10 protein-coding genes are annotated in these 12844 nt (G+C 67.6%); 7 read left to right on the top strand and 3 right to left on the bottom strand.

Annotated features, from left to right (window positions below; all coding sequences use genetic code 11):
- Positions 1-126: 126 nt before the first annotated feature.
- Positions 127-918: a GNAT family N-acetyltransferase gene (locus tag KV110_RS21715; protein ID WP_218469110.1), complete on the bottom strand. Its 792-nt coding sequence runs from the start codon at positions 916-918 to the stop codon at positions 127-129.
- A gap of 172 nt (positions 919-1090) precedes the next feature.
- Here KV110_RS21715 and KV110_RS21710 point away from each other — a divergent pair, with 172 nt between their 5' ends.
- From KV110_RS21710 to KV110_RS21700, 3 genes are all read left to right on the top strand, one after another.
- Positions 1091-3643: a heavy metal translocating P-type ATPase gene (locus KV110_RS21710; RefSeq protein ID WP_218478754.1), complete on the top strand. Its 2553-nt coding sequence runs from the start codon at positions 1091-1093 to the stop codon at positions 3641-3643.
- Positions 3644-3830: 187 nt separating this feature from the next.
- Positions 3831-4454, top strand: a complete 624-nt coding sequence (locus KV110_RS21705) for a TetR/AcrR family transcriptional regulator (RefSeq protein ID WP_218469109.1) — start codon at positions 3831-3833, stop codon at positions 4452-4454.
- 287 nt (positions 4455-4741) lie between these two features.
- A complete protein-coding gene (locus tag KV110_RS21700; protein ID WP_218469108.1) occupies positions 4742-5446 on the top strand; it encodes a dienelactone hydrolase family protein in 705 nt (234 codons plus the stop codon).
- A 102-nt stretch (positions 5447-5548) separates the two neighbouring features.
- Here KV110_RS21700 and KV110_RS21695 read toward each other — a convergent pair whose 3' ends face one another.
- The gene (locus KV110_RS21695; protein ID WP_393539668.1) at positions 5549-6352 is read right to left on the bottom strand and encodes a crotonase/enoyl-CoA hydratase family protein; all 804 of its coding nucleotides are present in this window, start codon (positions 6350-6352) and stop codon (positions 5549-5551) included.
- Positions 6353-6613: 261 nt separating this feature from the next.
- Between KV110_RS21695 and KV110_RS21690 the strand changes: the two genes are divergently transcribed.
- Entirely contained in the window at positions 6614-7738 is a 1125-nt protein-coding gene (locus KV110_RS21690; protein ID WP_393539671.1) for an AI-2E family transporter, read from the top strand.
- Between the two features lie 340 nt (positions 7739-8078).
- Positions 8079-8627, top strand: coding sequence for a TetR/AcrR family transcriptional regulator (locus KV110_RS21685; protein ID WP_218469106.1), 549 nt, complete (start codon positions 8079-8081; stop codon positions 8625-8627).
- A gap of 333 nt (positions 8628-8960) precedes the next feature.
- On the opposite strand, the gene KV110_RS21680 is transcribed toward KV110_RS21685, so the two are convergent.
- A complete protein-coding gene (locus KV110_RS21680; RefSeq protein ID WP_218469105.1) occupies positions 8961-10820 on the bottom strand; it encodes a Na+/H+ antiporter in 1860 nt (619 codons plus the stop codon).
- Positions 10821-10945: 125 nt separating this feature from the next.
- Between KV110_RS21680 and KV110_RS21675 the strand changes: the two genes are divergently transcribed.
- A complete protein-coding gene (locus KV110_RS21675; RefSeq protein WP_218469104.1) occupies positions 10946-11848 on the top strand; it encodes an alpha/beta fold hydrolase in 903 nt (300 codons plus the stop codon).
- 340 nt (positions 11849-12188) lie between these two features.
- Entirely contained in the window at positions 12189-12809 is a 621-nt protein-coding gene (locus KV110_RS21670) for a TetR/AcrR family transcriptional regulator (RefSeq protein ID WP_281427667.1), read from the top strand.
- Positions 12810-12844: the final 35 nt, after the last annotated feature.

Here is a 12844-nt window from a genome sequence, read left to right as displayed (position 1 = left end):
GCCGCCGCCACAGCCGAGACGCCGCCGACTTCGCCGACTTCGACTTCGCCGCCGACGAGACGCCACCACCACCGCCGACATCGACGGTTGGCGATAGGCCGCCGGGATTTCGAATGGGATGCAGTGTCAGGGCGCAGGAGGTGACCAGACGTACGGCGTGGTGGTGGTGACGGCGTGGAAGCCGAGACGGCGGAGGATGGGGGCACTGTCGGCGGAGGCGTCTACCTGGAGGTAGCGGATGGCGCGGGCGATGGCGCGTTCGACGCGGGCGGCCACCAGCGCTCGGTAGATGCCCTTGCCGCGCCACGCGGGCAGGGTTGAGCCGCCCCAGAGGCCAGCGAACTCCGTGCCCGCGCGGACGACCATCCAGGCCGCCGAGACCACCTCGTCGGCGGCTTCTGCGACGTAGATGATGGTGTCGTAGGGTGCGGCGGCGACGCGTCGGTTGAGGTCGTCGGCCAGCCAGCCCATATCGGTGCCCCAGACGGTCGACTCCATAGCGGCTATGCGGCGCAGATCGGACGGCTCGGCGACCTCACGAATGACAACGCCGTCCGGCGGCACCGCTTCGGCGGACAACTCGGCCGTCGTGGCGATGAGGATCGTCTCCTCTTCCTCGGGGACGAATCCCGCGGCCCGCAGACGGTCGGGGAGATCCCTCGGCCGGTCGTGACCACGGGTGGTCCACTCCACCGCCTCGCCACGGGCGGCGAAGTAGTCGCGTTGCCGGACGATCAGCCGATCCAGTTCCGCGTCACGGACTTCCACGTCGGGCGGTGCGCTGAGGAAGCCGCGGAAGTTCCCGACGACTCGGACGAGCGGCCCGTCCTGCTCCCAACGGACGCCCGCGGGAAGGTTCGGCGGCGCCCCGCGCATCTGCTCGTCGTAGGCCGCGAGCAAGCTGGTGATGTCAACCACGAGGTAGACACTACGAGCCTGTGACAACTGGTTTCCCGCTTCGGCATTCGCGATCCAAGTTAGACACCTACCCCGTAGGGGTATATGGTCGATGGGAAGTTCTGACCGACGGCACGCGTCGGCTCGATCCTCGAGCCGAGCTTTCGAAGGAGTGAGCTACGTGAACCACGACATGCAGGACCGCCACCCGCACCGCCGCACCGCCGTCCTCGACGTACGCGGTGTCCGCTGGGCCAGCCAAGCCAATGTCGTCACCGCCGTACTCCGCCGCAGACCGGGCGTCCTCGACGTCGCCGCCAACCCGGCCGCCCAAACCGCCACCGTCGCCTACGACCCCACCATCACCTCAGTCGCCGAACTCGCAGGCTGGGTCCGCGACTGCGGCTACCACTGCGCGGGCCGCTCGGTCCCGAATCACATCTGCGATCCCTTGGTCGAGCCGCGCACCGACGGACAGCGGCGGCCAGACCACACGGCGACCGGCGATAGTCCCACGCGCCGCACCCGCGCCGCCGACACCGCATTGACCGCCGACGCCGCCCCGCCCGCGGACGCCGCCCCGCCCGCGGACACCTCGCCGACCGCACATGCTGTGTACGAGAGCCCCACCGACGCCGTGCCCGGTGACACTCGGGCTTCGCGAGCCGACCGCGATGAGCACGCCGGACACGATGCGCACATGGCACACGCCGGTCACGCCGGTATGTCGATGGCGGATATGGCTGCCGATATGCGGAACCGGTTCGTCGTTGCGGCCGTGTTCTCGGTGTTGGTCATGTTGTGGTCGCCAATGGCCACCGACATGTTCGGCCTGCACCTGCCGGTCCCGTTCGGTCTGCGGCAGGACATTTGGGCGTTGGTGCTGAGTTTGCCGGTGATCTTCTATTCGTCGGCGATCTTCTTCACCGGCGCGGTGGCCGCGTTGCGTGCGCGCACGTTGGACATGATGGTGTTGGTCGCGGTGGGGATCGGGGCGGGCTGGCTGTACTCGCTGGCAATCACCCTGACCGGCGGTGGTGAGGTGTTCTATGAGGCCTCGACCATGCTGGCTACCTTTGTGCTGCTCGGGCATTGGTTCGAGATGCGGGCCCGCGGCGGTGCCAACGATGCCATCCGCGCGCTGCTGGACCTGGCGCCGCCCAAGGCGGAGGTGATCCGCGACGGCACGCCGGTCGAGGTGCCCACCGCCGAAGTGGTCGTCGGCGACACGCTGCTGGTGCGACCTGGCGCGAAGATCGCCGTCGACGGTGTCGTGGAGGAGGGTGACAGCGAGGTCGACGAGTCGATGGTGACCGGTGAGAGCATGCCGGTGCACAAGGAACCGGGCTCGACGGTGATCGGCGCGTCGCTGAACACCAACGGCACGTTGCGGGTGCGCGCCACCAAAGTCGGGGCGGACACCGCGCTGGCACAGATCGTGGAACTGGTTCAGCAGGCGCAGAATTCGAAGGCGCCAGGTCAGAAGCTGGCTGACCGTGCCGCGTTCTGGCTGGTGCTGGTCGCGCTGATCGGCGGCGCGTTGACGCTGGTGGTGTGGCTGCTGGTCGGTGCGTCATTCGCCAAGGCGATGTTGTTCGCCATCACCGTCGTCGTGATCACCTGCCCCGACGCGCTCGGCCTCGCCACCCCGACAGCGATCATGGTCGGCTCCGGACTCGGCGCGAAACGCGGTGTGCTGTTCAAGAATGCGCTGGCACTGGAAGGCGCGGCGCGCATCGACACCGTCGTGATGGACAAGACCGGCACCCTCACCAAAGGCGAACCGGAAGTCACCGATGTGGTGACCGCCGACGGATATTCGGCCGACGAGGTGCTGCGTCTCGTCGCCGCCGTAGAACGCGAATCCGAACACCCACTCGCCGCCGCCATCGTCCGGCACGCCGAAACCCGCAGTGCCGGGCTGACCGCAGGAAGGTTCGAGAACGTTCCCGGCCATGGCGCCATCGCCGAGGTCGGCGGCCATCGCGTGGTGGTCGGCAACCGCCGACTGTTCGACCGGGAGCACATCGATCTCGGATCCCTTGCCGCGCACCGTGATCGGCTCACCGACTCCGGCCACACCGCCGTCCTCGCCGCGATCGACGGAACCGCCGCCGCAGTGATCGCTCTGGCCGACGCACTTCGCGACACCTCCGCGGCCGCGGTCGCCGAACTGCACGACCTCGGCGTGGAGGTAGTGATGTTGACCGGCGACAACCGCGCCACCGCCGAACGCATCGCCGCCGACCTCGGCATCGACACCGTCATCGCCGAAGTCCTCCCCGGCGACAAGGCCGCGAAAGTCGCCGAGCTGCAACACGATGGCCGCAAGGTCGCCATGGTCGGCGACGGCGTCAACGATGCCCCCGCGCTGGCCGGTGCCGACCTGGGCATCGCCATCGGCGCGGGTACCGACGTCGCCATCGAAACCGCCGACCTCGTCCTGATGCGCTCGGACCCACTCGACGTCCCAACCGCCCTGCGTATCGGCCGCGGCACCCTACGCAAAATGCACCAGAACCTCGCCTGGGCCGTCGGCTACAACACCATCGCCCTCCCCATCGCCGCAGGCGTCTTCGTCCCCGCGTTCGGCTTCACCCTGCGCCCCGAAATCGCCGCCATGTCGATGTCAGGCTCCAGCATCATCGTCGCTTTGAACGCGTTGTCCCTCAAACGCCTCCGCCTCCCCAGCCAAACCCCAACCAAGCCCGCGGAATCCCGCCCCCGCACCCCCGCCCATCGCTGAACCCGCCAGTGCGGCAACTGCTGCAAACGATTTCGCGCTGCGCGCACGAATCAGGGCCAGACCCGACATGCGCTGGCAGCCGTATCGTGCGCGGGCAGACATCGTTCGTGGCCAGACCGAGTAGGCCGGGTTGGGCGGAGCGCGCTCGCTCGGCGATTGGTGCACGCTGACGACTAATGTGAGCGCGGTGAGTCAGCCCGCAAAGCGTCCCCGGCAGCCGCGGATGCAGCTGGCGGTGCGTCGCGAGCAGGTGCTCGATGCCGCGCTGCGGCTGCTCACCCGGCACGGCTATGGGGCGATCACCATGGAGGCGATCTCCCGCGAGGCGCAACTCGCCAAACCTCGTGTCTACGCGGCATATCCGGGCGTGGAGCCGCTGCTGCTCGCGGTGCTGGAGCGCGAGGGGCAGCGGGCGCTGGCGACACTGGCCGAGGCGATGCCCGTCTGCACCGATGACGCCGACTTCGACGACACGCTCGTCGCGGCGATGAAGAATCTGCTCACCGCGGTCACCGCTCAGCCCGAGTCGTGGCGCCTGCTGCTCCTTCCCGCCGACGACGCACCCAGCCAGGTCCGCGAACGATCCGCAGCCGCGATGCGATTCGCGCGAGACAAACTCCGCACCCTCCTCGAATGGGGTCGCGACCGTCGACCCGGCTTGGCCGACATCGACCTGGAACTACTGGCCGACTCCCTACTCGCCGTCGGCGAACGCGCTGGCCGCCAACTCCTCACCGACCCCGAACAGTTCAGCATCGCCCGCTACGAACGCTTCGCTCGCAGCCTCCTCGCCGCCCTCGCGCCCCACTGATTCCTCATGGTCGGCCGCCAAGGATCATGAGCCACGGCTAGGCGCCAAACACCTCCGCCACACGCCGCGTCCGCGTCTCCACACCTAGCGGCCACGGCCCGCACGTCGCAGCAACGACCACGCCAGCCCAAACCACGTGCAACGCCACGTGCCGCAGCCACGTCCACTCACCGTGGTTCACGGATCATGGCCACGCGCTGGACCGTGAAACCATGTGGGCGTGCGGCCCGCGCTCGCGCGCGGAGAGTGCTGTACATGTCTGAGACACTGACCTAGATTCGATGGGTATGCAGACGATTGAGCTCAGCGCGCCGGATGGGCGGCTGGAGGCGGTGCTGGCGCGGCCGTCGGGGCAGGGGCCGTGGCCAGGGGTGGTGGTGATTCACGACGGGGTGGGGTTCAGTGCGGATGTGCGGCGGACCGTGCGGATGCTGGCCGATTACGGGTATCTGACGATCGCGCCGAATCTGTTCTCGCGCGGGCGTGTTCGATGCATTCGCGCGATCTATCGGGCGCTGGTGTTCACCGGAGACGGGCCGCCGGTGCGTGACGTCCTGGCCGCGCGTGATCGGCTCGTCGCCGAACCCGATTGCACCGGGCGCACAGCAGTTATCGGTTTCTGCATGGGCGGCGGGTTCGCGTTACTGGTCGCGCCGAAGGGTTTCGACGCGTCCGCGCCGTTTTATCCGACGCTCTACGGCGACTACCGCGCCCAACTCGCGGGCGCCTGCCCGGTGGTCGCCAGTTATGCGCAACGTGACCCGCTCTTGGTGGGTGCCCCACGCAAACTGGACCTGGCGTTGACCGAGCTCGGCGTCGACCACGACATCAAGATCTACCCCAAGGTCACCCACGCCTTCGCCAACCTCACCCCCGCCGACCCGGTCCTGCGCGTCACCGGCCTCGGCTACAACGAAGACGCGACCCGCGACGCCTGGCAACGCATCTTCACCTTCTTCGACACCCACCTCACCCCGCCAGAACGCCCCTGACTCGCCGCCCAGCCGTCTCCCATCATGATCAACGGCACATGACAAAGACCGCTACTCGCGAGATGCCGCAGCGCCATGTGCCACTGATCGTGAAAGCCGGTCCTACTCGCCGCGCCACTGTGGGGCGCGCTTTTCGGCGAAAGCGCGGGGACCCTCGGCGGCGTCCTTGCTGACGAATACGGGGCCCGCTTCCTCGAGACTCATCTGCCAGATCGGCGTATCCCAGTCGGAGCCGAAGTCATTGACACGGTGGATGATTCGTTTGGAGGCAAGAACCGCCAGCGGCGCGTTCGCGGCGATGGTTCCGGCCAGTTCGAGGGCGGTGGGCAGCACCTGGTCGGCGGGTACCACGCGGTTGACGAGACCCCAGTGCGCGGCACTCGCGGCATCGATCGGGGTGCCGGTCAACGCCATCTCGAGCGCGATTTTGGGTGGGATCGCGCGTGGCAACCGCAGCAAACCGCCTGCCGCAGCCAGCAATCCACGCTTGACCTCGGGCAGTCCGAGCGAGGCATCCTCGCTCATCACCGCGAGATCACTGGCCAGCACGATCTCGGTGCCACCACCGAGCGCGAACCCGTTGACCGCCGCGATCAGCGGTTTGTCCACGAAATGCTGCACCAGCCCGGCGAATCCGTACTCCGGATGCGCCGGATCGTGAATCCCGTTGCCCCGCGCCAGCTCCTTGAGGTCGGCTCCGGCGCAGAAAGCACGCCCGGCCCCGGTGATCACCCCGACGCGCAGCTCCGGATCAGCGGCGAGCTCGTCGAGCGCGGCACCCACCGCGCTGGACAACGCGGCATTCACCGCGTTCATGGCCTCGGGTCGGTTCAGCGTGATGACGGCGATGTGCCCGTTGCGTTCCAAGGTGGCTGCGGCGGTCAAGGTTGGCCCTCCTTCAGACAAGATCATTCGAACCTACCGGGACGGCGCCGACCCGCGGGAGCAGGTCTCGGTCAGCGGATACCGGTCGATCGGGTGCATCCGCGAGCTCTCGAAACCATCCTGCGGTGACTACCGCACGCCGCGGCGCGCGGCATGCAATGACCTGCTCGTGCATAGCCCTCGTGCAAGACTTGGCGCGTGAGTGGGCCCAGCGAAGACATTCAGCACAACATCGACAAGAGTCGCGACAACACCGACAAGCGACCCGAGAACACCGACAAGCTGACCGGCAGTCACGCGGTGCCCGACCGCGGCGACGTGATCGGGGCCGGGATCATCTGGCTGGCGAAATGGGCACTGTGCATCGTCGCGATCGCGGCGGGCGCCTGGGTGCTGATGTACGTCTTCGCGAAGCTGTGGGTGGTCCTGCTGCCGGTGGCGCTGGCGATCGTCGTGGCCACGGTGTTGTGGCCGCCCACCGGGTGGCTCGTCCGGCACGGCTTGCGTCCCGCCCTGGCGGCGACGATCACGATGGTCGGATTCGTCGGCGCGCTGGCCGGCATCATCGCGCTGATCGTGCCGTCGGTGGTGGACCAGGCACCGGACCTCGCCGATAAATCGACCGAGGGTGTCAATCGGGTGCGTGACTGGCTGCAGGGTCCGCCGCTGCGGATCCGTGACGAGCAGCTCGATTCCGCGGTCGACGCGATCGTGTCCCGGCTCCAATCGAGCGCCGCGCAGATCGCCGGTGGGGTGTTCAGCGGCGTGTCCACGGCGACGTCGGTGCTCGTCACCGTGTTCCTGGTGCTCGTACTGACCTTCTTCTTCGTCAAGGACGGGCCGCGCCTGCTGCCCTGGCTGCATGCCGTGCTCGGCAGCCGCAGCGGTCGCCATGTGGAAGAGGTGCTGAATCGGGTTTGGGGGACCCTCGGCGGCTTCATCCGGACCCAGGCGCTGGTCAGCTTGATCGACGCGATCTTCATCGGCGCCGGGTTGGTGATTCTCGGTGTTCCGTTGGCATTGGTGCTTGCTGTGATCACCTTCATCGGTGGTTTTGTTCCGATGGTCGGTGCGTTCGTGGCCGGTGCGCTTGCGGTGCTCGTTGCGCTCGTTGGCAACGGGTTCACCACGGCGTTGATCGTGCTCGGCATCATCATCGCGGTGCAGCAGCTCGAAGGGAATGTGCTGCAACCGGTGTTGCAGAGTCGGAGCATGAAGTTGCACGCGGTGATCGTGTTGCTCGCCGTCACCGCGGGAGCTTCGCTGTACGGGGTCGTCGGTGCGTTCCTTGCCGTCCCGGTCGCGGCGGTGGCGGCGGTGGTGATTCGGTACATCGGCGAGCAGATCGATGTGGTGACCGCTGCGCCGCCGGAGGCGGAGGAGGAGGTTCAGCCTGCGCCGGAGTGATGGCGCGGCTGGTCAGCGAAGTTCCGGTTCGGCCCGGGCGGCGCGTGGGTTCGCCGGTTCGGCTATATAGCGGCTGAACTACGGATCGGGCTGTCCGCCAAGAGTATTGAGGAACGGCCAGGCGAAGCAAAACGGCTCCCGGGTGCTGCGCGACCGCTCGCTGCTTGCCGCGCAACCTCTCGATCATCCACGCGCACTACGTATTTCACCAGGTAACTGGTACTCGGGGTCGCTCGAACGGCATCGCGACCGCATGGCTATCCTCGTACGAGCCGACGAGACAATGGGGTACTGTTCGGTCCTCCCCACTCCTGCCCGAACGAACAGAACGGCACCCGGCATGTCACGTGTGGTCACCAAGGAGCAGTACTTCGACACCGCTCTGGAGGTGCTCGCGGAATTCGGCTTCAAGGGCCTCAACATCGGTGTGCTGTGCCGGCGGCTCGGTGTCACCAGCGGCTCGTTCTATCACCACTTCGGCAGCTGGCAGGGTTTCGTCGACGCCCTGCTCGAGCATTGGGAGAACCGGCAGGTGCTGATCCTGCGGACGCTGAAGTTCAACCAGGGCAACCCCGATGACGACATCCGCGCCATGTCCGACCTCGCCGTCGGCCTGCACCACGCCGCCGAAGCAGCCATTCGCGCCTGGGCCGCCAACGACGAATCGGTCAACCTGGCGCTCAAGCGGGTCGACGAATCCCGCAGGCGCACAGTGCACAAGGCGATCAAGGGAGTGGTCGGCGACGACGACACCTCCGCCGTGGTCACCTCGCTCGGCATGGCGATGCTGATCGGCTACCAGCAAATCGCCGCAGGCGGCGAGGACCTCTCCTTGGACAAGCTCCTCACCGAATACGCCCGCCTCATCTACTCGCACGCCCGCCGCTGACCGCGCGGGGTGCCTGTTCGAAATGACGGGCAAGTCCGGGGCCGTGCATGTTGCCTTACGGCGTGTGCCCGCGGCTGTGGGAAGGGGGAGACCCGCCGTGTGCGTTGGGTTATGGCGGTGCCGAGGTCGTGCGGGACGACGGCCAAGCTCGGCACCGGCACGGCGTGTAAGGCGGCGCGACGTCCGGCAGACGGGTGCCGCGCACGTTGGCTACGCCGCACGCGACGACGGGCAACCCGGTGCTGCGCATGTTGTGTCGGGTCGCAGTCGTCGACGACCGCCGCGCTGTTTCGTTTCTGATACCCAAATCGGAACGGCACCCGCTCGAATCGATCAGCCCAGCAACTCGTCCACATAGCACCACCGCCATGCCTCACCTGGCTCGACACTACGCATCACCGGATGCCCACTGCTGCCGTAGTGCTTGGTCGCGTGATTGCCGACCGACGAATCGCAGCACGCAATGTGCCCGCAGGACAAGCACATTCGCAAGTGCACCCAGGTCAGTCCTTCGGCCAGGCATTCGGTGCACTCGTCGGGTTCGACGGGGTCCATGACCAGCGGCGCGGCCTGCAGATGCGCACAGTTCTCGGCGGCTAACGGAACGGCGAGCGGTTCGACGCGCTCCTCCTCGGCCTCGTCGTATCGATCGATCATCGACTCTTCCAGATCCAGCCTGGCCAGCACGTGCTGCAGGATCTCGTAGTCCACCGTGCCCGAATCCCGCACGCGCAGCACCGTTTCCCGTTCCGCGCGCAACATCTCCAGGCGCAGCCTCCGGTACTCCGCGGTCGGTGTGGCCTGCTCGGACTCCGCGCGCCCCAACCGCTCCCATGCGGCATTGGCCTTCCACGCCACCCGATCGCGCAACTGCTGCACCACCCCTGGCGGCGTGGCGGGCGTGATCTGGGCTTCCAGCGCGGTCAGTCCGGCCGTGGTTGCCTGCTGCAGCAGGCTCGCCTTGCGCAACGCGTCCTCGGCCCGGCTCGGCCCACGCAGCCGCAGCAGCCGCACCAACCACGGCAGCGAAGTGCCTTGTAGCAGTAGGGTTCCCGCGACAACCACGAGCGCGAGCAGCTTCAGCACCGGCAGCTGCGGCGTGTCCTCCGGCAGCAGCAGCACCGCGGCCAGCGTCACCACGCCACGCATCCCCGCCCAGGACACCACCGCCGGATGCGTCAACGGCACATCCGCGGCGGTCCGGCCGATCCTGCGGAACACCAACGCCCACGGGAAGATCCACAGTGGCCGCGCCACCATCGTCGCGAGCAGCACCGCGATCGCGGTGACCACCAGGGTGCCATGATCGAGCCCGCTGCTCCACGCGCCTTCGAGGATCCCGCGCACCTGCAACCCGATGAGCACGAACACCGAGCTCTCCAGAATGAACTGGATGGTGCGCCAATTCGTCCGTTCCGCGATTCGCGAGGCCGCACTCTGCCAGACCGGTGCGCCGTGCCCGAGGATCATCCCGCAGGTGACCACCGCGATCACGCCGGACGCGTGAATACCTTCGGCGGGCAGGTACGCGGCGAACGGCGCGAGGAACGACAGCGTCGTATCCAGCACCGGGTCGGTGATCCGACGGCGCAGCAGCGCAAGCAGATACGCGACCGCAATGCCGACCACCGCGCCGCCGCCCGCTGCCAGCAAAAAGTCCCCGCCCGCGCTCCACACCGACACCGCACCGGCCGCCGCCGCGATCGCGGTACGCAACGTCACCAGTGCCGTCGCGTCGTTGAACAGCGACTCGGCCTCGAGGATGGTGACGATCTGGCGTGGCATCCCGATCCGCCGCGCCACCGCCGTCGCGGCCACCGCATCCGGCGGCGCCACCACCGCGCCGAGCGCCACCGCCACCGCGAACGGCACCGGAAGCAGCCACCACACCACGGCCGCCACGACGAAGGTACTGAACAGCACCAAACCCACCGACAGGAACGCGATGGTCGCCGCGTTCGCGCGGAAATCCACCAGCGAGGTCCGGATCGCCGCGGTGTACAGCAGCGGCGGCAGCAAGCCGAGCAGGATGATCTCCGGCTCGACGTGGACCTCCGGCACCAGTGGCAGATACGACGCCGCTACTCCGGCCAGGGTCAACACCAGCGGTTCGGAGATGCCGAACCGGCGGGCCAGCGCCGCCAGCGCCGCTGCCGACGCAACGAGAACCACCAAGCCGATCGCGACATGCACCGTGGCATTCTCGCAGAGCGCATTCGCGGCAATCCGACGCGCGGTAGATGACACGTCCGGTGTCGACGAATTTCCTGTGCCGACGGGGTTCGGGGTCCATGCTTGTCGGCGACAAGGAGGTAGGCATGGAGGAGTTTGCGTCCTGGCGGGCGAACGGCAGGCGGTACACCCATCGCGGCCATCAGATCTTCTATCGCGACGACGGTGGCGGGGCTGCCGGAACACTGCTCTGCATCCACGGATTCCCGACGGCGTCCTGGGACTGGCACGCCATCTGGCCCGGTCTGTGCGACCGGTTCGGCCGGGTGATCGCGCCGGACATGATCGGCTTCGGCTGGTCGGCCAAGCCGCGCAACTACACCTACTCGATCGCCGACCAGGCCGACATCCACGAGGAGCTGTTGCGGGAACACGGGATCGCCCGCGTCCACATCCTCGCCCACGACTACGGCGATACCGTCGCCCAGGAATTGCTGGCCCGCGACATCGATCGCCGCGCCGCGGGTGATGAGTCGCTGGTGATCGAATCGGTATGCCTGCTCAACGGCGGACTGTTCCCCGAGACCCACCGCGCCCGGCCGGTGCAGCGCCTGCTGGCCAGTCCGCTCGGACCATTGGCCGGCATGCTCGCCAGCGAGCGCGCCTTCACCAGCAGCCTGTCCGGCGTCTTCGGCCCCGACACCAAGCCGAGCAGAGAAGAGCTGGACCAGTTCTGGACCCTGTGGTGCAGCAAACACGGTAAACGTAACGGCCACAAGCTGATCCGCTACATGAGCGAACGCCGCAAACATCGCGAACGCTGGGTCGGTGCCCTGCGCGACACCAAGGTGCCGCTCCGCCTCATCGACGGCCTACTCGACCCTGTCTCCGGCGCCCACATGGTCCGCCGCTACCGCGAACTGATCCCCACCCCCGACGTCGTCGAACTCCCCAAGGTAGGCCACTACCCCCAGGTCGAAGCCCCCACCGACACCCTCGCAGCCTTCCTCGACTTCCACGCCACCCGAGTAGCCCCCCGAACCACCTGACCACAATCAGACGGGACCCCACCGAGGCCGCACCCACGAAACCCCTCAACCACGCCTCGTTGATCATGCTCACTGCGGTTCGTTGGAGTCCTTTGTAATCCCGGCTGGCATGGCGGGCTGGGCGTTCAACCGATCCGCTAGCTGGCAGAGGGGCCACCGGCCATCGGTCCCCGATCACGATCAACGCGACAACACGGGAGTCTTACTCGTGAAATGCCTCGACTGTGTCCCGTTGATCATGAGGACGCTGGGTACTGCTGATGGCGGCGTCGGCTGTCGGTGGATCTGTCCTTCGACCCATGCCGCGTCACGTTTATGGCACATCCCATAACATGGCGGTATGGCAGGGACACGCCGAGCGCGTAGTGAGGGTTCTGTACGTTCGCGGCCGGGGGATGCGCGGCGGCGGATGATCGAGGGCGCGGTGGAGTCGTTGCGGATTCATGGGGCCAGTGCTACCAGTGTGGATCGGGTGCTCAGCAGTACCGGTGCGCCGCGGGGGTCGGTGTATCACCATTTTCCCGGTGGGCGCACGGAGCTGATCAATGACGCGGTTGTCGCGGCGGGTGCCGTCATGTCCGAGTTCATCGAGCGGTTGACCAGGGACAGCGATCCGGTGACCGCGCTCGACCAGTTCGCGGCGCTGTGGCGGCGCACCTTGGTCGACAGTGACTTCCGTGCCGGCTGCCCGGTGTTCGCGGTGGCCGTCGAAACCAACGACGACGCACCGGAATTCGCGCGCGCCGCCGCCGACATCTTCAGCCGCTGGCAACATGCCCTCGCCGACATGCTGGTCCGCGACGGCATCCCCGAACCCCGCGCCCGCCGCCTCGCCACCCTCACCGTCACCGCATTCGAGGGCGCTATCGCCCTGTGCCGAGCCCAGCACGACCTCGCACCGCTGGACGACATCACCCACGAACTGCGCGACCTGATCCCCACCGTCCGCCGCCAGAACTGACGTCCCGCTCCGCCGGACCGCCGCTACATTGCACC

The sequence above is a fragment of the Nocardia iowensis genome (genome assembly GCF_019222765.1).
Lineage (GTDB): Bacteria > Actinomycetota > Actinomycetes > Mycobacteriales > Mycobacteriaceae > Nocardia > Nocardia iowensis.
Note: the sequence above shows the minus strand (reverse complement) of the source record. Positions and strands in the feature narration are given on the sequence as shown.